At 61.5% G+C, this 24,187-nt stretch carries 22 protein-coding genes; 14 read left to right on the top strand and 8 right to left on the bottom strand.

Annotation, left to right across the window (positions count from 1 at the left end):
* Positions 1 to 101 precede the first annotated feature (101 nt).
* Both ACUN0E_RS19525 and ACUN0E_RS19520 read right to left on the bottom strand, forming a co-directional pair.
* Positions 102 to 608, bottom strand: a complete 507-nt coding sequence (locus ACUN0E_RS19525; RefSeq protein ID WP_445567653.1) for a hypothetical protein — start codon at positions 606 to 608, stop codon at positions 102 to 104.
* Between the two features lie 142 nt (positions 609 to 750).
* The gene (locus tag ACUN0E_RS19520; protein ID WP_445567652.1) at positions 751 to 1,902 is read right to left on the bottom strand and encodes a porin; all 1,152 of its coding nucleotides are present in this window, start codon (positions 1,900 to 1,902) and stop codon (positions 751 to 753) included.
* A 631-nt stretch (positions 1,903 to 2,533) separates the two neighbouring features.
* Between ACUN0E_RS19520 and ACUN0E_RS19515 the strand changes: the two genes are divergently transcribed.
* From ACUN0E_RS19515 to ACUN0E_RS19505, 3 genes are all read left to right on the top strand, one after another.
* Positions 2,534 to 3,094, top strand: a complete 561-nt coding sequence (locus ACUN0E_RS19515; RefSeq protein ID WP_445567651.1) for a hypothetical protein — start codon at positions 2,534 to 2,536, stop codon at positions 3,092 to 3,094.
* A 192-nt stretch (positions 3,095 to 3,286) separates the two neighbouring features.
* Entirely contained in the window at positions 3,287 to 5,242 is a 1,956-nt protein-coding gene (locus tag ACUN0E_RS19510) for a PhoX family protein (protein WP_445567650.1), read from the top strand.
* 99 nt (positions 5,243 to 5,341) lie between these two features.
* Positions 5,342 to 5,932, top strand: a complete 591-nt coding sequence (locus tag ACUN0E_RS19505) for a hypothetical protein (protein ID WP_408228489.1) — start codon at positions 5,342 to 5,344, stop codon at positions 5,930 to 5,932.
* Between the two features lie 237 nt (positions 5,933 to 6,169).
* On the opposite strand, the gene ACUN0E_RS19500 is transcribed toward ACUN0E_RS19505, so the two are convergent.
* The gene (locus tag ACUN0E_RS19500; RefSeq protein WP_445570477.1) at positions 6,170 to 6,601 is read right to left on the bottom strand and encodes a hypothetical protein; all 432 of its coding nucleotides are present in this window, start codon (positions 6,599 to 6,601) and stop codon (positions 6,170 to 6,172) included.
* Positions 6,602 to 6,841: 240 nt separating this feature from the next.
* Here ACUN0E_RS19500 and ACUN0E_RS19495 point away from each other — a divergent pair, with 240 nt between their 5' ends.
* From ACUN0E_RS19495 to ggt, 6 genes are all read left to right on the top strand, one after another.
* Entirely contained in the window at positions 6,842 to 7,537 is a 696-nt protein-coding gene (locus ACUN0E_RS19495) for a CDP-alcohol phosphatidyltransferase family protein (RefSeq protein ID WP_408390255.1), read from the top strand.
* Complete coding sequence (locus tag ACUN0E_RS19490) at positions 7,534 to 8,364, top strand: HalD/BesD family halogenase (protein ID WP_445567649.1); 831 nt, start codon at positions 7,534 to 7,536, stop codon at positions 8,362 to 8,364. Before ACUN0E_RS19495 ends, ACUN0E_RS19490 begins: the two co-directional genes overlap by 4 nt.
* Complete coding sequence (locus ACUN0E_RS19485) at positions 8,361 to 9,380, top strand: flippase-like domain-containing protein (protein ID WP_445567648.1); 1,020 nt, start codon at positions 8,361 to 8,363, stop codon at positions 9,378 to 9,380. The genes ACUN0E_RS19490 and ACUN0E_RS19485 overlap by 4 nt, the downstream gene beginning before the upstream one ends.
* A gap of 27 nt (positions 9,381 to 9,407) precedes the next feature.
* Positions 9,408 to 10,172: a phosphocholine cytidylyltransferase family protein gene (locus ACUN0E_RS19480; protein WP_408228477.1), complete on the top strand. Its 765-nt coding sequence runs from the start codon at positions 9,408 to 9,410 to the stop codon at positions 10,170 to 10,172.
* A gap of 272 nt (positions 10,173 to 10,444) precedes the next feature.
* Positions 10,445 to 11,848, top strand: coding sequence for an MFS transporter (locus ACUN0E_RS19475; RefSeq protein ID WP_408228566.1), 1,404 nt, complete (start codon positions 10,445 to 10,447; stop codon positions 11,846 to 11,848).
* 232 nt (positions 11,849 to 12,080) lie between these two features.
* The gene (gene ggt / locus ACUN0E_RS19470) at positions 12,081 to 13,814 is read left to right on the top strand and encodes a gamma-glutamyltransferase (RefSeq protein ID WP_445567647.1); all 1,734 of its coding nucleotides are present in this window, start codon (positions 12,081 to 12,083) and stop codon (positions 13,812 to 13,814) included.
* A gap of 189 nt (positions 13,815 to 14,003) precedes the next feature.
* Here the strand turns inward: ggt and ACUN0E_RS19465 are convergent, their stop codons facing one another.
* A complete protein-coding gene (locus ACUN0E_RS19465) occupies positions 14,004 to 15,050 on the bottom strand; it encodes a S1C family serine protease (protein ID WP_445567646.1) in 1,047 nt (348 codons plus the stop codon).
* Positions 15,051 to 15,304: 254 nt separating this feature from the next.
* Here ACUN0E_RS19465 and ACUN0E_RS19460 point away from each other — a divergent pair, with 254 nt between their 5' ends.
* Both ACUN0E_RS19460 and ppk2 read left to right on the top strand, forming a co-directional pair.
* Positions 15,305 to 15,715 carry a VOC family protein gene (locus tag ACUN0E_RS19460; protein ID WP_408390247.1) on the top strand — a complete coding sequence of 137 codons (411 nt, stop codon included), beginning with the start codon at positions 15,305 to 15,307 and terminating at the stop codon, positions 15,713 to 15,715.
* A 191-nt stretch (positions 15,716 to 15,906) separates the two neighbouring features.
* Positions 15,907 to 16,833: a polyphosphate kinase 2 gene (ppk2, locus tag ACUN0E_RS19455; RefSeq protein ID WP_408228465.1), complete on the top strand. Its 927-nt coding sequence runs from the start codon at positions 15,907 to 15,909 to the stop codon at positions 16,831 to 16,833.
* Between the two features lie 102 nt (positions 16,834 to 16,935).
* Here ppk2 and ACUN0E_RS19450 read toward each other — a convergent pair whose 3' ends face one another.
* On the bottom strand, positions 16,936 to 18,522 hold the full coding sequence (locus tag ACUN0E_RS19450) for an inorganic phosphate transporter (RefSeq protein ID WP_408228462.1): 1,587 nt from the start codon (positions 18,520 to 18,522) through the stop codon (positions 16,936 to 16,938).
* Positions 18,523 to 18,709: 187 nt separating this feature from the next.
* Between ACUN0E_RS19450 and ACUN0E_RS19445 the strand changes: the two genes are divergently transcribed.
* Both ACUN0E_RS19445 and ACUN0E_RS19440 read left to right on the top strand, forming a co-directional pair.
* Positions 18,710 to 19,579 carry a CHAD domain-containing protein gene (locus tag ACUN0E_RS19445; protein ID WP_445567645.1) on the top strand — a complete coding sequence of 290 codons (870 nt, stop codon included), beginning with the start codon at positions 18,710 to 18,712 and terminating at the stop codon, positions 19,577 to 19,579.
* Positions 19,580 to 19,636: 57 nt separating this feature from the next.
* The gene (locus tag ACUN0E_RS19440) at positions 19,637 to 19,804 is read left to right on the top strand and encodes a diguanylate cyclase domain-containing protein (RefSeq protein WP_445567644.1); all 168 of its coding nucleotides are present in this window, start codon (positions 19,637 to 19,639) and stop codon (positions 19,802 to 19,804) included.
* Between the two features lie 143 nt (positions 19,805 to 19,947).
* Here ACUN0E_RS19440 and ACUN0E_RS19435 read toward each other — a convergent pair whose 3' ends face one another.
* The gene (locus ACUN0E_RS19435) at positions 19,948 to 20,985 is read right to left on the bottom strand and encodes a VTT domain-containing protein (RefSeq protein WP_408228456.1); all 1,038 of its coding nucleotides are present in this window, start codon (positions 20,983 to 20,985) and stop codon (positions 19,948 to 19,950) included.
* Between the two features lie 234 nt (positions 20,986 to 21,219).
* Here ACUN0E_RS19435 and ACUN0E_RS19430 point away from each other — a divergent pair, with 234 nt between their 5' ends.
* Positions 21,220 to 22,125 carry a DMT family transporter gene (locus ACUN0E_RS19430; RefSeq protein ID WP_408337096.1) on the top strand — a complete coding sequence of 302 codons (906 nt, stop codon included), beginning with the start codon at positions 21,220 to 21,222 and terminating at the stop codon, positions 22,123 to 22,125.
* A gap of 185 nt (positions 22,126 to 22,310) precedes the next feature.
* Here the strand turns inward: ACUN0E_RS19430 and folE are convergent, their stop codons facing one another.
* Both folE and ACUN0E_RS19420 read right to left on the bottom strand, forming a co-directional pair.
* Complete coding sequence (gene folE, locus ACUN0E_RS19425) at positions 22,311 to 22,949, bottom strand: GTP cyclohydrolase I FolE (protein WP_408228450.1); 639 nt, start codon at positions 22,947 to 22,949, stop codon at positions 22,311 to 22,313.
* A 123-nt stretch (positions 22,950 to 23,072) separates the two neighbouring features.
* Positions 23,073 to 24,002, bottom strand: a complete 930-nt coding sequence (locus tag ACUN0E_RS19420) for a LysR family transcriptional regulator (protein WP_408337098.1) — start codon at positions 24,000 to 24,002, stop codon at positions 23,073 to 23,075.
* Between the last annotated feature and the right edge of the window lie 185 nt (positions 24,003 to 24,187).

The following is a 24,187-nucleotide window of genomic DNA, read 5'->3' as shown; positions in this document are numbered from 1 at the left end:
GGCTATGTTCGCAGATGAGCGGATAAAAAAATAGCCGACACGCGACATAAAAATTCGCGCATCGGCGTGGCCTCCAGCAACGCAGCCGTGTGACCCGGAACTCAGGTCGCGCAGCGCGCAATATCGAAGCGCATTTCCGGTTCCGGTGGATCGTCCGGTGCATTCGCGGGATGCATCACCTTGATGACCGAGCCGGCGTTGGACGGCGTCAGTGTGACGAAATATGAGTTGTTCGAATCCGAGCCGACGGCGATCTCAGTCGCGGCACCTACGCGCGACATCCGCACGCGAGACAGCTTGCTTTGGAGGCAATCGGAGATATCGGCGGGGGTGCGCGCCGAAGACACGTAGATCATCGGCTGGGACGCATCGCGGGCGGGGCCGCTGGAAGAACCGCAGGCAGCGAGAAAAGCGGTGACGGCAGCAGCAGGAGCAAGCAGGAGAAGTCTTTTCATGGTCCGATCGTCGGCGTCCCCGGTCGTACACGGGAACTTGGGGCGCGGGCGAAGCGCGACGCGATTGAACGCAACGTCATGCTTCGCGACGAAGCTGCCGTTCAATCGCAACGAGGTTGCGGCAAGGAAGGCAGCCGGCCCCAGTATACCCATCGCGCGCTTGCGCCGTCACGATGACTACGGCGAAGCGTAAGAACGTAAGCCCCATGAAAAAACCCCGCGTGTGATCGTGTCACGCGCGGGTTCGGCTGCAGAGCGGACCGATACGCCGCTCTGCGCTTGCCATCGGAAGAACTTAGAAGCGGTGACGCAGGCCGACAGCCGCAGCAACCTGGTTGCCGGTCGACGACGGCGCCAGCGTGTTGATCGACGCCACGTTCGCACCGAAATTGCCGAGTTCGCCCGATGCGTGCTGGTACACGCCTTCCACATACACGTCGGTACGCTTGCTCAGCGAGTAGTCGCCTTGCAGCGACACGGTGTGCCACTTCGGATCGCCCGAGCCGTTCGAACCCGACATCTTGCCGTCGGTGAACGTGTACGAAGCCGCGAGGCTCAGGGCCGGCGTCAGTGCGTATTTGCCGTTCAACTCGTAGTTGTCCAGATGCAGGTTCGTGCCCGCCACGCCAGGCAGCGTGACGCCGCCGACGTCCACGCCCGTAATGCCGTCCAGTTGCGTATGCGTGTACACGAAGCCGGCCGTTGCCGGACCGTACGTGTAGTTGATGCCCGCACCAAACGTGCGTTGCAGGTTCGCCGCAACAGCGGCGGTGCCGTCGCCTTGCGAAACCGCGCCGCTCAGGTTGGAGCTGCCCGAGTTGTTCAGTTGCAGGTAGGCGGCGGCAACGCTCAACGGGCCGTTGTCGTACGAGGCACCCGCGCTCCATGCGCGGTTGTTCGAGAACTGACCGGCCGAATTGCTGAAACCGTACAGGCCCCCGAATTTGAGGCCGGCGTAGTTCGCGCTCGTGTACTTCACGGCGTTCTTGATCGAGAACGAGTTGTCCAGATTGTCGTTGTCGAACGGGTGAGCGGCGAGGTTATTGCCGTAGCCCGCGCCCGCTTCGGACAGCGGCGCCAGGTAATCGACCACGGAGTCATATTGACGGCCGAGCGTTAGCGCGCCGTACTGATCGCTCTTCAGGCCGACGAACGCCTGACGATTGAACATCGTGCCGTTTTCCGAGTCCTGGCCGTTGTTCAGATTGAAGCCGTTTTCCAACGTGAAGATGGCATGCAGACCGCCACCAAGGTCTTCGCTGCCACGCAGGCCGAAGTAGGTGTTCGATACCGAACCGCTACCTTGTTGCCAGTTGCTGTGGCCGCCCTGGTTGTTCGAGTAGACGAGACCGGCGTCCAGCGTGCCGTACAACGTGACACTGCTTTGTGCGTGAGCGGTGATGGCGAACGCGCCCATGAGGCCTGCTGCGATGAGGGTTTTTTTCATGTTTAGATAACTCCGGGACAGTGCAAAGAGAATCGCATTCCAGTGCTTACAGCCAATTCCGCCGGCTGTCTGACGATCCGCTGCGAAGTGTATTCCTGCTATTCCTATCTTTAAGCGTATATGGCACAACAATGCATTTTCTAATTCGTAACAGCGGATTCGGAGTTGTGTAAGTGCGGGTAAATAAAGAAAAAATCTGTTGGATAGTGATTGCCGCAAGGGGCTTGTCAATCCTTGTGGTGTTGCTCGATCGCGACATCCCCGTTGGGCCTTGCTTTGCAAGGATTGTCGGGCGTCGTCAGGCAATCTCCAGTTCATTCTGTTTTCTGCAACGCACTCTTCCAGTTCATGTGCTCTATCCTGGCGAATTACCGTTCTACAATTCACTTCACCCTTTGACCAAGGGTGTCTTTTTCATCTTTTTATACGCGGCTTTCGGGCCGCTTTTTTTTCGACTTTTTTATAATCAATTTATAAGCTCCCGCGAATAACGAAATGCACTATTTCGATTGGCGAGGAACTTGCCCCGGCTTGTCCGTTCGGCAGAGGGCCGCATTGGGCATGTCCGGGACGGGTAGAATCGCAGGATTGAGATGTGTTTCCGCCCTCCGCGAACGTGAGTAAACCTGTAATGACCGATACACCCCTTCCATCGTCCGACACCGCTGCTGATTCCACGAGGGAGGGCGCGTCCGGAATGAACGAGGACCTGCACGAAAGCCAGCCCGAAACCCTGCACGAAGCGCGTCTGTGGCGCGACGACGGCTGGACCGCGCGCGTCATCAAGAACGAAGACGACGAAGGCTGGGCCGTCGCAATGATCAAGGACGGCGAAGTGGAACCGGCGCTCGTCGGCCCGTGGACGATGGGCCGCAACAAGAAGGATCCGAAGCCGCTCGACACGTCGGCGTTCAACACGCTGGTGAAAACCGCGTCTGAAGTGCTGCGTCGCCATGAGCAACAATTGCGCGCCCAGTTGCATAAAGAAGTGCGCGTGGCCGGCGCGGACGGCAACGACGAACTCGACATCACGCTCGACATCGTCCCCGACGAAGACGAGCCGTACGCGCTGCTGACCGCACTCGACCCATTCGGCGAACAGCTCGCGCAAGTGCAGGTCGCACCGAACTTCAAGCTGAGCAAGGCGAGTGCCGCTGCGTGGGTTGAAAACGAATTTCGCCGTCCGGGCTAGATTGGCGACGGCAGGGTTTCAGCCGATGAGTGGCCGAATTTAATATTACTAAATCCTGTCAATATACTTTCACATTTGCTACATAGAATCCTCGCGTCATAGCGGCGCGAGCGTGAACCATGCGGTTTTGGGTCTGAGTGCGTGCCGGCTGTGCAATCACCCCACGCTACCCAAACCCTGGATCACGACAACATGGCAGAGCCGTTCGACCTTTCCCGCCGCAAGGCCCTGAAACTACTTGCCGGTGCGCCGATGCTGCCATTAGGCGGCCTCGCGACGGCGTCGATGCTGAGCGCGTGCGGGGGCGGAGGCGACGACCTGACGACACCGGTCAAACCGATGGCCAGGTTCGTCTCGGCGGCATTCAACGGCATGGCCGCGCCGACGTTGGCCGATCCCGCCGCGATGGCGAAAACCACGGTCGGCTCGACCCTCTCGGTGCAACTGAGCGACGGCAGCAGCCGCACGTTCAGGCTCGCCTACCAGCCGTTCTTTGTCACCGGCGATAGCGTCCCGAACATCAAGGGCGGGACGATCCTGGCCGGCGGCTATTTCGACATCAACAATCGGCCGATCATCGATAAATCGGTAGCCGGTAAAGAACGCCAGTTCTATTCGGACTGTCCGGACGGCAGTTCGCTGATCCGTCTCGACAAGCCCACGGTGAAGGGCCTCAAGGGCAATACGGTGTTCGCCGTCGTGCAGTTCGAATACGCCACCCGCGATCAGAGTCTTGTGTCGATGTACGGTCAGTTGCCGTCGCCGATCGCCGTGCTGACGCTCGATCAGGACCCTGCGACCGGCAAGCTCACGCTGGCGGGCTATCACAACGTCGATACATCGAAGGCACACGGCTTGTGGATCACCTGTGGCGCGAGTCTGTCGCCGTGGAACACGCATCTGTCGAGCGAAGAGTACGAGCCGGACGCCACGACGATCGCCGCCAATAGTCAGTTCAAGGGTTTCAGCCGCAGCCTCTACGGTGACGAAACCACGGCCAACCCCTATCACTACGGTCATCTGCCGGAAGTGACCGTCAATCCCGACGGCACCGGCACGATCAAAAAGCACTACTGCCTTGGCCGCATCTCGCACGAACTGATTCAGGTGATGCCGGACAAGCGCACCGTGCTGATGGGCGACGACGCGACCAACGGCGGCCTCTTCATGTTCATCGCTGACCGCGAGGCCGATCTGTCGGCGGGCACGCTGTATGTCGCGAAGTGGACACAGGTGTCGGCGAGCGGCGCGGGCACGGCGACGCTCTCCTGGATCAATCTGGGCCACGCGACCAGCGACGAAATCGAGGCGCTCGCCAACCAGCTGCGTGCGAGTGACATCCTGGACGTCGCGACCAAAGACCCGGCTGATTCGAGCTATACGAAGATCAATTACAACGGCACGTTCAACTGGGTGCGCATCAAGCCGGGCATGACCCGCGCGGCGACCTTCCTCGAGACGCATCGCTACGCGGCTCTGGCCGGCGGCAGCATGGGTTTCACGAAGCTCGAAGGCACGACGGTCAATATCAAGGACAAGGTGCTGTATTCGGCGATGTCACGCATCGAGAAATCGATGGTGCGCGGTCATGCGGCGTCGACCGATGTCGCCGTCGACAAGGCAATCAACGCAGGCGCGGTTTACGCGCTGAATATGACGGGCGGCCAGCGCGACCGCAGCGGCGGCGCGATCAACAGCGACTGGGTGCCGGTGGACATGGCCGCGCCCGCGGCGCTGGTCGGCCAGGATCTGTCTCCCGCCGATGCACTCGGCAATACCGCGAACCCGGATCGCATCGCGAATCCGGACAACCTGAAGTTCTCGGAGAAACTGCGCACACTCTTTATCGGCGAAGACAGCGGCATGCACGTCAACAACTTTCTGTGGGCCTACAACGTCGATACGAAGACGCTCGCGCGCGTGTTGTCGTGCCCTGCGGGCGCGGAATCGACGGGCCTGCATGCGGTCGACGAAATCAACGGCTGGACATACGTTATGAGCAACTTCCAGCACGTCGGCGATTGGGAAAGTCCGTTGCACGATAAGGTCCAATCGACGCTCGATCCGCTCGTGCGGGCGAACTATAAGGACCGCTTCGGCGCGACGGTGGGGTATCTGACGGCGGATCCGATGGGGATCAAGCTGTAGGGAGCGGAGTGGGGCGATAGGCGCGATATAGGCCATTCGGCTGAGGCGCCAGCCACAGGGATTCTCGCGATAATTTGCGGTTTCCCCCTCAACTGGCGTATGAATTGGATCTCGTTTTTACGGCAAGGCTATATCGACGTAGCAAGCGTTCGATATGGCCTTTCACATCTGCTCGCCAGCGCCTTCCCCCTCGTAATTCCCTCTTCTGCGAAGTTTCCCACCGCGACGGCGACCATCCATGTCGAGTACACATCCCATTGCGTCTCGTTCGGTCCCGGTGCCGAAGGGCCGCTGGACTTCGAAACGCTAGGCGATGAGCGCAAAATTCTCGACCATCGGCATATCGCTCGCGCATTTTGCTTCGACAGGTATCACTGGTCGTTTCGTCTGCCCGCGATCGTGGCGCAGTTAGGGGAGCGGCGTTGTTACTTCACGGGTCATTCGAACTGGCTCGTGATTGAAGACGTCACGCATCGCGGTGAGCCGGTCGAATACGAAGTGTTTTTCCGCCTGCGTCGGGCGGGAGCGAGCGCGTTGCGGCTGGTGATCGAGAGCGCCTATGTACGCGACGTCAGCAAGGGGAGGGTGGGAATCCCACGCAATCGGCGGAGCATCGTGCGGTTTCGTGTGATGGCGGCAAAAATACTGAGGGGCGAGTCGATCCGCGATCCGAACCTCAACCGCTCTTAATTGGAAACCATGCACCAGAAACAGGTGAGGCCCCACGTGGGGGCCTCATAACTTCGCGGGTGCGCTTGATCGGTATGACCCGACGTAACCAGCACGGCTGGACCCTGTTTGACCAGGAGGCAGATAGACGCCCTTGCGGGCCCCGGAAAATCCATCTGCAGCGATTATAACGCGTAAGACGTCCCGCTTCTATCTCCCAATCGGCCATTCCAGGGGGCCTCGCAGCCACCCGCCGCCTCAACTCCGTTTGCAGAAAATCGCGGTCACGAGCGGCGCCACCCGATGGACGATCGCCGTGCTGCCGGCTTCGGCAATCGCATTCTGCACTTTGGACTCACCGCCAAACACCACGACGCCATAGGCCGAACGGGCCACCGGCTCACCGTCTCCGACGCGAAACATGGGGTCGTCTTTTTCGTAGCCGACCACCGCGAAAACGTGAAAGCCGAACGCGGTCAGGTCGGCGCCGGACGCCGGCGAAAATGCATTGATCGAGTTGCTTTCGACGCGCGTCGGCTTGGGATCGATCATCTGCTGCTGGGCGAGATCGGCAATGAACTGATGACCGCTCTCATTGCAGGCGAGCGGTGCGTCGAGGGCGGCAGCATGACTGCTGAACGGCAGCGCGGCGGCCAGCGCAAGGAGTACAGACGAAAAGAAGCGTTTCATATACGTGAATGGCGGCCCGCGTTCGATGTAGTGTGTTCGCAACGGGCGGCGGCGATATGTCGCGACCCGAAAGACGTTGCGCATCGAGGCGATCTGGCGTGACAGGCGCAACTGGATTCGCACTTTAACGTGATTCGGCATATCTTGCGCGGCGCCTGACCCGCAGCGGCGACAAAGAGTCCTTAAGAAAACGTTAAGGAACGAAGCACGCTTTTGCGATCCCGTATATATTTCCGGGTTATGAATTCGCGACCATCAATTCCAACCAACGTTCCGTCCCCCAGAACATGGGATGCGAGGCTCGCCCGCCGTCTGGTTACGCCGCTCGTCAATACCTGGGTCACGCCGAACCATCTGACCACGCTGCGCCTGCTGATTGGCGTGGCTGGCGCGCTGTGCCTCGCGCACGGCGGGTTTGCCTGGGCCAATGCGGGCGCCCTTCTGATCGTGCTGTCGAACTTCGTCGACCACACGGACGGTGAACTCGCGCGCATCGGCGGAAAGTCGAGCCGGATCGGTCACTTTTACGATCTGGCTTGCGACGCACTCGTAACCGTTATGTTATTCGTCGGCATGGGTGTCGGTACCACCCATGTTGGCGCATTGAAAGTTGCACCCGGCTGGCTGGGTGCCGTGGCAGGTGTGGCTGTCGCGCTGATTTTCTTCCTGCGCATGCGGATTGAGGATATGGCGGGCAAGGCGGGCACAAAGCAGGCGTCTGTTGGCGGTTTCGAAACCGAAGACGTGTTGTATCTGCTACCCATTGTCACGCTGACGAGCGTTGTCATGCCGTTCGTCGTGGTCGCGTCGATCGGCGCGCCGCTCTTTGCCGCCTGGGTGGTGATCGATTACTGGCGCGTTTCGCGCCGCGCCGCACAGTCGGCGGTTGCTCCCGCCAAGGGGTCTGAAACCAGTCAAATGTGGGCCAGCGAATGAGTATGCACGCCGAAGACGACGTGATCGCACCAATCTCAGTTGAACGTTCGCCGGCCTCGTTGCCGGCCATGCCGGCTACGCCCGCGCCGAATGCCGATCGCGCGGTTGAGAGCCGCACGCGTACATTCGACACCCCGCGTCTGTCCAAAGATTTCACCGATCAGGGCGCGTTCCTGTATCTGGAAGATTTCCTCGCGCCCGAGGTCACCGCCCAGCTCGTCCAGAGCGCGCGGGGCCTCCTCGACGAAGTGAACCGCAACTATCTGCCGGGCCACAAGCAGGGCGGCAGTGTAAGCCGCCATACGATCGACCGCCTTGCACCGTTCATCGCCGAGCTGTATCACTCGAAGGAACTGATCGGCTGGCTCGAGCGGCTGAGCGGCGACAAGCTGCAAGTTTCGCCCGTGGACGACCCGCACGCGTACGCGCTGTATTACTACACCCGCGCCGGCGACCACATCGGCTGGCACTACGATACTTCGTACTATGACGGCCGCCGCTATACGCTGCTGCTCGGCGTGATAGACGAATCGTCGTGCCGCCTTGATTACGAATTGCATACGCGCAATCCGGACGTGCCGGATCAGCCTGGTTCGGTGCAGATCCCGCCGGGCGGTCTGGTGTTTTTCGACGGCGACAAGCTGCGCCATCGCATCACGCCGGCTGCCGCGAACGAAATGCGCGTGTCGCTCACCTTTGAATACGTCACCGACCCGAACATGCGGCCGTGGCGGCGTTTCATCTCGAACATGAAGGACGCGATCGCGTACTTCGGTTTCCGCCAGGTCTTCCGTCAGATGACGAGGCGCGGCAAGGACCACGCATGACACGCGCGGCCCTGATTCTGCTGTCGATCGGGACGGCGCTGTTTGTCGGTCTGCTCGCGTGGCAGGGTTTCGGCTCGGTTGCCTCGGCGCTGGCTGCGGCAGGTTGGGGGCTCGCGCTCGTCGCGGCGTTCCACCTCGTGCCGCTGGTGCTCGACGCCGGCGCGATCTCGGTGCTGTTCCAACGCCATCGCGACGGCGTGCATCACGATGTGACGCTGCGCGACGCGCTGTTCGCGCGCTGGATCGGCGAATCGGTGAACAGCCTGTTGCCGGCCGGCCAGATCGGCGGGCCCGTGGTGATGGTGCGGCAACTGTCCCAGCGCGGCATGCGTATGCGCGACGCGGCTGCCGCGATCACCGTCAGCACGACTGCGCAGGCCCTCGCGCAAATCGTCTTCGCCCTGCTTGGGCTGCTGCTGTTCGGCGCCTACGCCGCGCACGGCGCGCTTCACGACCTGCGAACCGCCACGCTGATCGCCACCGGCGTGCTGGGCGCGATGATCGTGGGCTTTTACTATGCACAGCGGCGTGGCCTGTTCAGTCGTCTGCTGGGTGTAGTGTCGAAGGTGTTCGGCAAGCGCGACTGGTCGTCGCTCACCACGCGCGCCGAAGCCGTCGACGCCGCCGTGCAGGCGATGTACCGCGAGCGTGGCCGCGTCGCGGTGAGCTTCGCACTGAGTCTGGTGGGCTGGATCGTCGGCACGGTCGAGGTGTGGCTCGCGTTGCGCTTTCTCGGCCATCCGGTCGACTGGGTCGATGCACTCCTGCTCGAAAGTCTCGGGCAGGCGATTCGCGGCGCAGCCTTCATGATCCCGGGCTCGCTCGGCGTGCAGGAAGGCGGTTATCTGCTGCTCGCGCCGCTCGTGGGCTTGCCGCCGGATGCGGCGCTGGCGTTGTCGCTCGCCAAGCGCGCACGTGAAATCCTGTTAGGTTTGCCGGGGCTACTGGTTTTGCACTTCAGCGAACGAAGCTGGCAACGGCGGCGCGCCACGGCGCGCGTGCCGGTTGCCGATTAATCTCCGTATTTTTTCAAAGGACTGCGCATGCGTGCCATTATCCTCGCAGCGGGCCTCGGCCTGCGTCTCCAGCAACCGCCGCAGGCACAGTTCCCGAAGTGCCTGTTGCAGTTCGACGGCATGAGCCTGCTCGAACGGCATCTGCAGATGCTTGAAACCGCCGGTGTGACCGACGTCGTGCTGGCGCTCGGCTTTCAGCCGGAATCGGTGCAGGCGGAACTGGAACGGATCAACTGGCCGCATAAGGTGGAAACCGTGCTGAACCCGCGCTACGACCTGGGCAGCGTGCTGACGGTGCACACGGTGGCCGAGGCGTTGACGCGCGGCGACGACGTGCTGCTGATGGACGCCGACGTGCTTTACGACGAGCGCATTCTGAGTGCACTGGTGGCGGGCGAAACGGTCAACCGTCTGTTGATCGACCGTGATTTCGAAGCCGGCGACGAACCCGTCAAGCTGTGTCTGAAAGACGGCGTGCCGGTCGAATTGCGCAAGCAGCTCGCCGTCAATCTCGAGTACGACACCATCGGTGAATCGGTCGGCTTCTTCCGCTTCCGCCAGGAAACCGCGCAACGTTTCACGGAGATCGTCGCGGGCTACGTGGATAGCGGCCGTGCCAACATGCCACACGAAGAAGCGGTGCGCGACTTGCTGCTGGAGCGCAGCCAGGTGTTCGATACCGCCGACGTGACCGGCTCGCCGTGGATCGAGATCGACTTCCCGAACGACGTCGCTCGTGCGAGCACCGAGATTCTGCCGCAGCTGCAACCGCTGGTCAGCGCGTCGCGTTAAGTCTTCTTTCTGCATTTTTGCTGCTGTATTGCATGGTGAGCCGGCTCTACGCCGGCTCACCGTCGCGTCGCTTTTCCCTGCGCTTTTCTTGTTGTTTCCACTCCTGTTTTTCGTAGGCCTTTCCGCTTCGTTGTGCACTCAACCGACGGGCTTCAGGTCGCGGCGCACCATTGACACGAGTACAAAAAGACCTCGCGCAACAACATCTGTTGTCGATGCGATGCCATAATCGCAGCTTTACACCGGCGGCTTTGCAACCCGTCGTTATGCCAATGCCTCTCGCTTTAGGCACTTTCATTGTTCCGCTGATCGTCGCGTGTGCGATGTTCATGGAAAACGTGGACGGCACGGTCATCGTGACGTCGCTGCCAGTTCTGGCACGCGATCTCGGCCAGGATCCCATCACCCTCAAGCTTGCCGTGACGGCGTACGTCATCGGCCTCGGCGTCTTCATTCCGATTTGTGGCTGGGTCGCCGACCGCTTCGGTTCGCGCACGGTGTTTCGCACGGCAATCGGCATCTTCATCGCCGGCTCGCTGATGTGCGCCGCCTCCACTTCGCTCGGCACATTCGTGGTTGCGCGCTTCGTGCAGGGGATCGGCGGCGCGATGATGGTACCGGTGGGCCGCATCATCATTTTTCGCTCGGTGCCGAAGTCGGACTTCATTCGCGCGGTCAACTATCTGACCGTGCCTGCGTTGCTCGGGCCGGTAGTCGGGCCACCGCTCGGCGGCTTCATCACGACGTATCTGCACTGGCGTCTGATTTTCTTCATCAATATTCCGATTGGCCTGCTGGGCATCTGGCTCGCGAACAAGCACATCGCCAATGTGCGCGAAGCGCATCCCGGTCGGCTCGACTGGACTGGCTTCGCGTTGTCGGCGAGCGGGGCGTCGCTGTTCATGCTGGGACTCTCGCTGGTAGGCGGCGAACTGGTCTCGAACACGGTATCGGTCAGCATGTGCGTGATCGGCGTGGTGCTGCTGGTGATGTATGTGCTGTACGCGAACCGCGTCGAATTGCCGGTGCTCGATTTGCGGCTGTTGCGCATCCCGAGTTTTCACGCGAGCGTGATTGGCGGCTCGCTGTTTCGCATCGGCCTCGGCGCGGTGCCGTTTCTGTTGCCGCTTGCGTTGCAGGAAGGACTGGGCATGACGGCGTTCAAGTCGGGGGCGATCACCTGTGCGTCCGCGTTCGGCTCGCTCTTCATGAAGGCGGCTGCGTCACGCATACTCGGGCGTTTCGGTTTCCGCTCGGTGCTCATGTTCAATGCGGGCTGCGCGGGCCTGGCTATCGCGGTCTACGGTCTGTTCTTCCCCGGTACGCCACATTGGCTGATCTGGTGCGTCGTGCTGTTCGGCGGCTTCTTCCCGTCGTTGCAGTTCACCTCGTTGAATACCTTGGCGTATGCGGATATTCCGAGCCGCGACGTCGGCCGCGCGACGAGCGTTGCGAGCGTGATCCAGCAGATTTCGTTGGGGCTCGGTGTAACGATCGGGGGCATCGTGCTGCAAATCTCGCATAACGTGCAGGGTCATTCGGCCATTGTGTTCTCCGACTTCTGGCCGGCGTTTGTGGTGGTCGGCCTGTTCTCGTTCCTGTCGATTCCGGTGACCGCGCGTTTGCCGCAAGGCGCGGGCGATGAGATCGCGCGTGGCAATCGTGGGCGCGCATGAGTGTTGAGTCTGGGGCGCGTTCTGGCTTGCGGCGCGCTTTGTTTACCGCGATCGATGCCGCTTCGGATGGGATCGATCGCTGACATTCAGCGTTATTGAATGACACTGTTTTTGTGTGCCGCAGCATGCACCACATGCGTGCAACAGCTTCGCAAATGCCGGACCGGCATGTTATAAGCCGGGGGCAGCTTTTGTTATCGTGAGATGAAAGAGTCGTCTTGGGGGATATCCAATGAAGTTGCTTCACAACGCCAAATTGTCCGCTAACGGACTTGCGCTGGTCGCGCTCGTCACCGTTTCAACAGGCTTTCTCGAAGCCACACCGGCCTTCGCCAAAGCGCCTGCCAAGGCGCAACCGGCCGTTCTCACTGCTTCCGCTATCGCGGTTGCTGACAAGTACAGCGCGGACGCCGCCGAGCAGATCTTCAAGGAAGGCGGCAACGCTGTCGATGCAGCCGTTGCGATCGCCTTCACGCTTGCCGTGACGTATCCGGAAGCGGGCAATATCGGCGGCGGTGGTTTCATGACGCTCTATGTCGACGGTAAGCCGTACTTCCTCGACTATCGCGAGCGTGCGCCGCTGGCCGCCACCAAGAACATGTATCTCGACGACAAGGGCGAGGTCATCAAAGGCATGAGCCTGTTCGGTTATCGCGCGGTGGGTGTGCCGGGCACCGTCGACGGGATGTGGCAAGCGCAGCGCCGCTTCGGCAAGCTCAAATGGAAGCAGGTGCTCGCACCGGCAATTCACTACGCACGTGACGGTTTTGAAGTCAGCGAGCAATTGCAGCAGCGTCGCGACGACGCCGCGAAAGACTTTGACGGCAAGACTAACTTCGACACCTACTTCGGCAATCTGAAGCAGGGTGTCAACTTCAAGCAACCGGATCTCGCCGCTGTGCTGCAGCGCATTTCGGATCAGGGTGCGAAAGACTTCTACTCGGGCAAGACGGCTGATCTGATCGCGGCGTCCATGCGCGGCCACGGCCTGATTACGAAGGCTGACTTGCAGCAGTACAAGGCCGTGTGGCGTCAGCCGATCCAGGCGGACTGGAACGGCTATCGCGTGATTACCGCGCCGCCCCCGAGCTCGGGTGGTATCGGTCTCGTGCAGTTGCTGAAGATGAAAGCCGACATTGCGCCCGACTTCAAGGACGTCGCGCTTAATTCCGCGCAGTACGTGCACCTGATCGCTGAAATCGAGAAGCGCGTGTTCGCCGATCGTGCGCAGTATCTCGGCGATCCGGACTTCTATAAGGTGCCGGTCGCACAACTGACCGACGACGCCTACATCGCCAAGCGTGCCGCTGAAGTGAATCCGACTACGCCGTCGGACACAAAGAGCGTGCAGCCGGGTCTGGGCACGACGATGCCGGAGAAAGCGGAAACCACGCACTTCTCCGTGATCGACAAGTGGGGTAACGCGGTGTCGAACACGTACACCATCAACGGTTACTTCGGCTCCGGTGTGGTGGCGGATCGCACGGGCATCGTGCTGAACGACGAGATGGACGACTTCTCCGCGAAGCCGGGCGTCGCGAACATGTTCGGGGTGGTGGGCAGCGACGCGAATTCGATCGAACCGAAGAAGCGCCCGTTGTCGTCGATGAGCCCGACGATTCTGACGAAGGACGGCAAGGTGTCGCTTGTGATCGGCACGCCGGGTGGCTCGCGCATCTTCACGTCGATCTTCCAGGTGATCAACAACATCTACGACTTCAACATGCCGTTGCAGGAAGCCGTTGGCGCGATGCGCTTCCATCACCAGTTGTTGCCGCCGAACACGATCTTCTGGGAGCCGTACAAGCCAATCGACGGCGAGCTCGCCAAGCAGATCGAAGCCAAGGGCTACGTGCTGAAGGGGCAGGATTTCAGCGGCGACATCCAGGCGATCAAGGTCAATGGCGATACGCCGGAAGCCGCAGCCGATCCGCGCGGCCGTGGTGTGACGCGGGTGATTCAGTGATGGTTTGATTTAACTCGGTCGGGTGTATCTGAGCGGCACATCTTTGCGGATGTGTCGCATGCAAAAAAAAGCCTCGCGCTCTATTGAGCGCGAGGCTTTTTTATTCACGAGATTGATAGTGTGAGAGGCTTTTTATCCCGGAGCTCGATTGAACGTGAAGCCTTCGTCCCCCGCAGGCTGGCTGACGAATCAGCTAGTCTGCTCGACCGGCGTCAAGGTCAATTCGAGCCGTTGCGCGCCACGCAACACGGTCACGCTGACCGGCTTGTCGATACGCGATGCGTCGAGCGTGCGTTGCAGGCCATCGACGTCTTGCACCGCAAGCGCGTCGATCGCGACGATCGTGTCGTCAGTTCGCAGACCGCCGAGCGCCGCCGGGCTGCCTTTGACGATTTCCATCACGTGCACGCCGCTCTCCGAGTTCAGCGCGAAATAGCGCTGCACGCGACGTGACAACGGCCTCGTGGTGCCGGCCACGCCGATGTACGCGCGCCGCACGCGGCCGTACGAGAAGAGCTGCATGATGACCCACTTGGCCGTATCGATCGCGGTGGCGAAACAGATCGCCTGGGCGCCGGGAATGATCGCGGTATTCACACCGATCACCTGACCGGCCGAATTGATCAGCGGGCCGCCCGAATTGCCCGGATTGAGCGCGGCATCCGTCTGGATCACGTCGTAGATCATGCGGCCCGAATTCGAGCGCAGCGAGCGGCCAAGCGCCGAGACCACGCCCGTCGTCACCGTTTGCGCGAGGCCGAGCGGATTGCCGACCGCGATCGCAATCTGGCCCACCCGCAACTTCGACGATTCGCCGAGTTCGACGTGCGGCAACGGCTCCGGCGAGCCGATGCGCAGGACGGCGAGATCGCTGCCGGGGTCGTCGCCGACCAGATCGGCGTCGAATTTCGCGCCGTCGGCGAGCGTCACCTTGATGTGCGTGGCGCCGTGCACGACGTGGCTGTTGGTGAGCAAATAGCCGTCGGGCGTGAACAGAAAACCCGAGCCAGTGCCGCCGCGCGCGCCGCGGCTATTGGGCCCGGAGGGGGCGCCGGGCAGCCGGTGTTCGACGGAAATGAAGGCGACCGCCTGCTGAACACGTTCCAGCGCGCCGATCACGGTGCGGGAATAGGCGTCGAGCAGGGCGTCGTCGGATAGAGCGTTGAGTGGATCGGACCCGGGGGCGTCGGATGCGGCGCGCGACAGGTCATCGATGAAGCGCGGACGGCTTCCCATGGCGATGCTCCGGATAAACGGGAATCCAGATGCGGGGCGGAGGGAGGGTTTTCAAGTGCGGGCGGGGCAGGGTGCGCGGACGCGGCCTATGAGACACTTTCCCGTGCGGGCCATGCTAACGCCGGGGTCGTTGCCCGAGCAGGGACGCCGGCCAATGCCTGGACCGGCGTTCACGCCCACGTCCCCACCCGCAACACCCGGGCACACGCTATGCAACCGCCGTCAGGTGCCGCCATATCAGGGAGACCGCCGCCATGAACTCAGCAGCCACGTCAGCCACAGCGTCCACTTCGCCGGGTACACCGGCCGAACCGCACATCGAGTCCCTCAGCGCCATCACGCTCGCCACCCGCGATATGCCGCGCGCGGTGCTGTTTTACGAGACGCTCGGTTTTCCAAAGAAGTTCGGCGGCTCGCAGGAAGCGTTTACATCGTTCGCATTCGGCGGTTCGTATCTGAATCTGATCGTCGATACCCGCGCGCCAGTCAACTGGTGGGGCCGCGTGATCATTTATGTTTCGGATGTCGACGCGCTCTACCGGAAGGCGCTGGCGGCGGGTTTGAAGCCGTCGCTCGAACCGTCCGATGCGCCATGGGGCGAGCGCTATTTCCACATCACCGATCCCGACGGCCACGAACTCAGCTTCGCGAGGCCGTTGCGTTAGCGGCAGCCGGCGGCGCAAAACTCGCTATCATGGACCTTCAAAGGCGCGCAGGCCGCAAGGGCGCGCCCATCGCTCCACAGCGCGGTTGCCGCGCTGGTAACACGGCTGACACTTCGCGCTTCGATAATCGAACGCGTTCGCGACGCGTATGTGCCGCGCGCCTAACCATTTCCGTTGCCAGGAGAGTCGCAATGAAAGAGCTGGATCCGAGACCGGAGGCCGAAGTCATGGCAGAACGGCAACGCCGTTTCGAGGAAGACCTCATCGACGCGTACGACGAGGAACTCGAAATGGAGGTCGACGACCGCATCATCGACGGCGCGGAGGGTTTCACGCCTGAGCATCGCGAGGCGCGCAAGATGTACTTCCGCGAACTGTTCCGGTTGCAGGGCGAGCTCGTCAAACTGCAGGACTGGATTGTGCAGACCGGCCATCGTCTCGTGGTGATTTTCGAAGGGCGCGACGCGGCCGGCAAGGGCGGCGCGATCAAACGCATCACGCAGCGGCTCAATCCGCGCGTATGCCGCGTGGCGGCGTTGCCGGCGCCGAACAACCGCGAACGCACGCAATGGTATTTCCAGCGTTACGTGTCGCATCTGCCGGCCGGCGGCGAAATGGTGCTATTCGACCGCAGCTGGTACAACCGCGCGGGTGTTGAACGCGTGATGAATTTTTGCAGCGACGACGAGTACGAGGAGTTTTTCCGCTCGGTGCCGGAATTCGAAAAGATGCTGGCGCGAAGCGGCGTGCAGATTCTCAAATACTGGTTTTCGATCACCGACGAAGAACAGGAGATCCGCTTTCAGAACCGCATCCACGATCCGCTGAAGCAGTGGAAGCTGAGTCCGATGGATCTGGAAAGCCGGCGCCGCTGGGAAGCCTATACGCAGGCGAAAGAGGTCATGCTGCAACGCTCGCACATACCCGAGGCGCCGTGGTGGGTCGTGCAGGCGGTCGACAAGAAACGTGCGCGCCTGAATTGCATTCACCATCTGCTGGGCCAGGTGCCGTATCACGAGATCGAGCATTCGCGTGTCGAGTTGCCCGCGCGGGTCTATCACGACGAATATAGCCGCCAGGCGGTGCCGGCGTCGATGATCGTGCCCGAAATTTACTGATTGGGTTTCGGCCAGGCGGAATGAAAAAAGCGCGGCAAAGACCGCGCTTTTTTACGTTCGCTGTGGCCGGATTTTCGCCCGGCACCAGCGGTTTCAGCAGTCTTAGAACACCATCCGGAACACCCAGTACAGACCTGCGGCCAGCGCGATCGAAACCGGCAGCGTCAGCACCCAGGCGAGAATCAGACTGCGCACGGTGGCCCATTGCAAGCCGGAGCCGTTGGCTGCCATCGCGCCGGCCACGCCTGACGACAGCACATGCGTCGTCGAGACCGGCAAGCCATACATGTCGGCCGCGCCGATCGTCAGCATCGCCACCATTTCAGCCGACGCGCCCTGTCCATAGGTCAGGTGCTGTTTGCCGATCTTTTCGCCGACCGTGACGACAATCCGCTTCCATCCGACCATCGTGCCGAGACCCAGAGCGATAGCAACTGCGACCTTGACCCACGTCGGGATAAATTTGGTGGCGTGATCGGTTTGCGCCTTGAAGTTGTCGATCGCTTTGGCGTCTTGCGGCGAGAAGGCGGGCTGTTTGCTTTTCTCCATCAGACGAATTGCTTCGGACGCAACATACATGTTGTTACGCACGTTATCGACGATGTTTTGCGGCACTGCAGCCATCGATCCCGACTCGCTGACCTGGTTACCGATCTGAGTCGTCAATTCCTGCAAGGCCGGTAACGTGGTGGGCGTCAACTGACGCGTACGCACGTACGCTTCGACATCGGCGCGCGGATTGGTGGACGGTGTCGTCCCTTGGGTGTACCTGGCGAGCGTTGTCGAAGCCTGCTGCGCCACCGCGAGGAAGGTCTGCGTTTCAGCCGGCGTAACCGCCTTATTCAGCGCATATGCTGTCGGCACCGTACCGATCAGGATCAGCATGATGAGGCCCATGCCTTTCTGCCCGTCGTTCGAACCGTGCGCGAACGAAACACCCGTGCAGGTCAGAATCAGCAGGCTGCGAATCCAGAACGGCGGCGGCTCCTTGCCCTTCGGCTCCGCATACAACGCGGGAACGCGCACCACGGCTTTGAGGATCAGCAGCAGCAAACCGGCGGCGAGAAAGCCGACCAGCGGTGAAAACAGTAAGGACTTGCCCACGCCGAGTGCCTGACCCCAGTCCACGCCGCTTGTGCCGCTTGATCCGTGGATCAGCTGATTCATCAGACCGACGCCGATGATCGAGCCGATCAACGTATGCGAGCTCGATGACGGCAGTCCGAAATACCAGGTGCCCAGATTCCAGATAATGGCTGCGATCAACAATGCGAAGACCATCGCAAAGCCCGCGCTACTACCCACTTGCAGAATCAACTCGACAGGCAACAGTTGCAGAATGCCGAACGCGACCGCGCCGGTCGAAGTAAGCACACCGAGGAAATTCCATGCGCCGGACCAGACCACCGCAATGTTCGGCGCCAGCGAATGCGTGTAGATCACGGTGGCGACGGCGTTGGCCGTGTCATGAAAGCCATTGACGAATTCGAAGCCGAGCGCGATCAGGAGCGCAACGCCGAGTAGCAGGTAAGGCAAAAACGATGCTTCGCGCACCGGTTGTAAATCGTCTGCCAGATGCATGGCGCAATAAGCTGCACCGATCGCAATCACAACGAGGAAGATGATGAGGCCGATATTGCGCCCCTTTCCACTTGCAGTGCCCGGTTGCGGGTACGAAAGTTCCGGCATGACGTGAGCCCCAAAAGTTTGTCGCGGAGCTACTGATCCTGCGGGGGCTGCGTGTCGTAATGATGACAATGGCGTGACGGCTATGCGTGACGGCTATGCGTGACGGGTGTTCGCGATGGGATAACCAGCGGATACTCACCAGGCCTTTTTTTGCTAGGCTGGCATAAACGGCCTTGAAGGACGTCCGATGAAGCAAGCGAGCCGGAAAATCGACAAACAGGCTGTGAAAAGCAAGCCGGTCGGGGCAGCACCTTCGGCGGAGTCGGCCTTTGCATCGTACGCGGCGCCCCTTGTCGACGACGCCATCGAACACGCCAGTGCGGTGCGGGAAGATGCGTCGCCCGAAGCGCTGCACAAACTGCGCGTATCGCTGCGGCGGTTGCGCTCATTGTGGTGGGCGTTCGAACCCTTGCTGGACAAAGGCGAGAATACGCGCCAACGGGCGCTGTATAAATATCTGGCGACGGCAGCCGGCAAGACGCGCGATTGGGACATTCTGATCGAACTGATTACCCAGGACGAGCGTGTGGCGCACGAGATGACGCCGAGGCTCCAGAAGGCACGCGGCGGCGCATTGGCAACGAGCCGTGAAACGCTGTCGAACGCGGACGTCAAACATCTGCTGCAAGACGCCCTGACCAGCACCAAAAAGGAATTGACTACGGCCCATGAGCGCGTGCCGCTGCAAAAATTCGTCGATAAGCGCGTGGCTGTTTCCGAGCGTTCGCTGAAAAAGCGTATAAAACGCGCGTCTCACGCGAAGCGTTCCAATTACGCCGCGTTTCACGATGTCAGAAAGGCGGGAAAGAAATTGCGCTACCTGCTCGAGTTTTTCGAGCCGGTTCTCCATGGCAACCGCAAACGTATCCAGAAGCGGTTGAAGCAGATTCAAAAGCGGTTCGGTACGCTGAACGATGTTGTCGCGAGCGAGATGCTGCTGCGCGACAATACGGGTCTGCTGGCCGGATCCGGCGACGCCGATGCAGCGCTCGACTGGCTCAGGAAGGAGCGCAAACGGCGGATGCGCGCGGCGGCGGGACTGCTGCGCAAACTCTGAGGCGGCCTGAGGGCGGCTGCACGTTAGAACGAAGCGGCTCGCATCAGCACGCCGGCAGTGCGTCCGGTGTGCTCGACAGCCGTCTCGACGAAGAGTGGCGGCGAGGAGTTTGCTGTTATCTTGCCGGACACAATGGCGGAGGGCGCGCTCCACCTCGCGGAGAAGATTCGCCGCAAGGCGCGAAGGCGCTCGATCTGCTGGCGCGGCCAAGGCGGCAGGGCGTAACCGGATCAACTCGGCGATGTGGACCGGACGTTCGATGGTGCAGGATTCGTCGCCGTGAACCGTAGCGTGTGATGACAACGCCTTGCTTGTGATGACGTTCCGGCGCCAGGCCGGGCGTTCACTCAGCGGCTTGTCCAGATGCTTTAGCTGCGCCGGGGGGCAAAACCGCGCAGGGTCACCGCATCGCGTGTTTCGTCGTAGGGTTCCGGCGTGTGTTTGCCGGTAGTGAATTGGTCTGCCGGCGCTAGCGGTTCGACGGGAAACCCGCGTCTTTGCCAGGCGTCGAGGCCGCCCCTCAGTGCGCGAATCCGCGTGTAGCCGTTCAGGCGCATCCGCTGCGTGATCTCCACTGCGGTCGCGCTGTCCGGGCAAATGCAGTAAATCACCCTGTCATAGACGAGTAGCGCTCCATCGATCTGTTCAGGCGAGCGCGGGTCGAGCGTCAGCGCGCCGGGAATAGGGCGCAGCGCGCCATCAACCGATGGGGGTGGGCGGGCATCCAGGACCTTGGGCGGCGCGATGCCGCGCCATCCGCCGGATGTTGCTTGCGACGCAGTCGCGGAGGCGGCGTGCGCTAAACGGCGTCGTTCGCGGCGGCGCTGCTGCAGGTGATAGAGCAGATAGGCCAACGCCGCAGCCAGCAGGATGTCGATTACCGTGCCGCCGCGTGCTTTGACGAAGGCGAGCAGCATATGCAACTGCCTTTCCGCTGCGGCGCCGCCGAGCAGCCAGAAGGTGGCCCACGCCAGCGCGCCGCCGAGGTCCCATACAGCATAGATGCGGGCATCCACGGCGGTCGTGCCCATGAGCGGCGGCGTGATGAGCCCCAGTCCAGGGACGAACTTCGAGATCGACACGAGCGGCACGCCGAAGCGCTCGAATAGCGAGCGCGCCTTGTCGACCCTGGCATCGATTGCCGGGGAGATCCGGCCCAGGGCGGCGATCAGTTTGCGGCCGTAGATGCGGCCGGCGGCGAACCATGCACCGTCGCCGATGAGCGCGCCGAGCACGGCGGCGAACAGGACCGGCCAGAAAGACAGTGTGCCGGCGGCAATTGCCGAGCCCGCGAAGAGCAGCATGGGGACCGCGGGGATCGGCAAGCCGAGGCGTGTCAACAGGACGTTGAGAAAAACGACCGCGCCGCCCCAGGTTGAAACTGCCGACGACGGAAACTCTACCAATTGCGGAACTCCTGTTATGACGGATGGGGTTCTATTTCAATCAGGATACTCGATGAACCTGGTCGCAGTGCCAGCCGGCCTCACCTGACCGTAAGCCGGATTCGCGCCCGTATTTCGTGAAGCCGACGCTGCGCCGCGATTCGTAGGCAGGCCTGTTCTCTGCAATTTCGTTCAAGACCGCGCGCGTTCTCCACGTCTAATCTGCCTGCTTCTTCAAAGGAATAGGACAGCAGCATGAATTCACGATATGTCGGATACGTGTTTTGCGCGCTGGCGATGATCGGGGTCGGCAGTACGGTAGTCGTCAGCAAATCGATCGCAACCGGATTGCCGCCGTTCAGCGCGACCGCATTGCGTTTTGCCATCGCGTTTCCCCTGTTTGTGCTGGTGATGCGCTGGCGTGGCGTGCGCTGGCCACGTCTCGATAGACACGATACGTGGCTCGTGATCGCCCAGGCGGGGGCGGGCAGCGTCGGTTATACGGTGTTGCTCATCAGCGGTATGAAGCTCGCATCGGCCGCCGATGCCGGCGTGATTGCCGGCACCCTGCCGGCTGTGTCGGCCGTGGTCGCCATGCTCGCGCTGGGTGAGCGCCCCGCGCCCGCGTTGATCGGAGCTATCGTCCTCGCCACCTTGGGCGTGCTGGTGTGTACCGTGCGTATCGATGATTTCACCGCGCCTCATGCGGCCAGTTCGCTGGCAGGTAACGCCCTGGTGTTCGCGGCGATCGTCTGCGAGGCACTCTTCATTCTGCTTAATCGCAAGTTGCACACGCCGGTCGCGCCGCTGCCGCTGTCGGCGTTGATGTGCGGCATTGGTTTCGCGGTGGCGATCGTGCCGGCATGCTTCGAAAGGCCCTGGCGTGTGCCGTTCAATGCAGCTGCCCTGAACGGCGTGCTTTATTACGCGCTCGTGCCGACCGTGGCGGGCTTTGTTCTCTGGTATGCGGGCGCTGCGCGCATCAGCGGCGCGGAGGCCGGACTCATGACCGCGCTCGTGCCGGTGAGTGCGGTGGCGTTAGCCGCTGTCGTGTTGCGGGAACCCGTGAGTGCGGCGCAACTGGCGGGTGTCGCGTGCGTGCTGGGTGCAGTGTTGCTGGCGACCTTCGGGCAGATGCGTACTGTGCGTAGCACGGCCTGAGGTGGTGGCCGGGAGGTAGGCCTTCGGGTCGTGCTTCCCGGCCCATGGTTCGAAGCCGTGACATGAAGTCCAACCTGAGAGGAAGCAAAGCAGCAGCCTGGCCCAGAGGCCGTCATGCGGGCCAAAGTAGACATGAATTGGCATCCCGCGCCGCAGCTTGATCCACGGCGCGGCCGCATCGCTATTCAGGTATTGGCGACTGCCACCACACCCGGATTGCCCACGATCGACAAAAATTCGCGCCGCGTCGACGGATCGGTGCGGAACGTGCCGAGCATGCGGGAGGTGACCATCGTGACGCCGGCCTTGTGTACGCCTCGGGTCGACATGCATTGATGCGCGGCTTCGAGAATCACGCCGACGCCTGCCGGTTGCAGCACTTCGTTCAACGTATCGGCGATCTGCACCGTCATCTTTTCCTGGATCTGCAGACGCTTGGCGAACGCATCAACGAGGCGCGCCAGCTTCGAAATGCCGACCACGCGGTGCTGAGGAAGGTACGCAACGTGCGCCCGCCCGATGATCGGCACCATGTGATGCTCGCAGTAGCTTTCGAAGCGGATATCTTTCAGCACGATCATTTCGTCGTAGCCGTCCACTTCGGAGAAGGTGCGGGCGAGGATCTCGCGCGGGTCGACCTGATAACCCGCGAAGAACTCTTCATACGAGCGCACCACGCGCGCCGGCGTATCGAGCAGGCCTTCGCGCTCGGGATTGTCGCCGGCCCAACGCAGCAGCACGCGTACCGCTGCTTCCGCTTCGTCGCGGCTGGGGCGGTCTGCTGCGGCCGCGGGTTTGGTTTTCTTTGCTTTGCTGCTGGCCATCCGTCGCTCCTCCGGGATCGCGCGTCGACGCTAAACGGAGCGCGCGGGGTCAATGAGTGAGGCCATTGTTCCATGTTTTGCGTCGAATCGTGTCGATGCCCCTTTTGCGGCTGGGGCATGAGCTCACTTCGGCCATTCATCCATATCGTCGTTGAAGAGCTCGGCGACGATGCTGCGCAGCCAGCTTGCCCGCGGATCGTTATGAAACTTGCGATGCCAGTGCTGCCGCAGATCGAAGCGCGGCAACGGCAGCGGCGGCTCGACCAGCGTGATCGACGCATGCTCTGAAACGTACGCGAAGCCGATTGCGTGCGGCACCGTCGCGAGCAGATCGGTGCGCGCGAGGATGAACGGCAGGCTCATGAAGTGGGGCGTTTCGAGTACGGCGCGGCGCTTGATCCGTTTCTTTTCCAGGTAATGTTCGAGGACTTCCTGGCTGCGTCCCTCGGCACGCACCACTGCATGGCCCGACGCCACGTACTGAGGCAGGGTGAGCGGCGCCTTCGAAAGGGGGTGTCCGGTGCGCATCAGGCAGATGAATCGATGGGTGAAGAGCCGTTGCTGGAAGAAGTTATTGCCCGACAGATCGGGGAAATAACCCACGGCGAGATCGACGTCGCCCGATTCGAGTCCACGTTCCACGTGCGAAGGCGAGAGCGACACCGAGCGCAGATTCGCATAGGGCGCGCGTTCGGCGAAGAGTTGCAGGAGCCGCGGCAGGAAGACGATTTCGCCGACGTCGGAGAGTGCGATGGAGAAGGTATGGGTGCTGGTGGCCGGATCGAAGTCCTGCACGTCGAGCATGCCTTTCTCGATACGCAGAAGCGCGTCGCGGGCGGCGGGGAGGATGGCGAGCGCGCGAGGCGTGGGTTCCATGCCTTTCGAGGTTCGAACGAAGAGCGGATCGTCGAAGTATTCCCGCAGGCGGCCTAGCGCGGTGCTCACGCGGGGTTGGCTGACGCCTAATTGCTCCGCTGCGCGGCTGACGTTGCGGGTGTCTTCCATTGCTACCAGGTAGGGGATCAGGTTTAGATCCAGGTTTGAGTCGGGCATGCTGGGGTTTTTTGCCTGCGGCGCTTTGGGGTTTGGGTATTTCGTATATGGATAGAGGGTAGTTTAATAATCTTTGTTTGGGATAGTGGTTTTTTTGCCTGTGCGGTGCCTGTTTGTCTGTGTTTTTATGGCGTTGGCCTTTCCTTGAATTGTTATTGGTCTATTAGCGTCGCCCCTGTGCGGGG

This window comes from Paraburkholderia sp. D1E, assembly GCF_052682275.1.
Note: the sequence above shows the minus strand (reverse complement) of the source record. Positions and strands in the feature narration are given on the sequence as shown.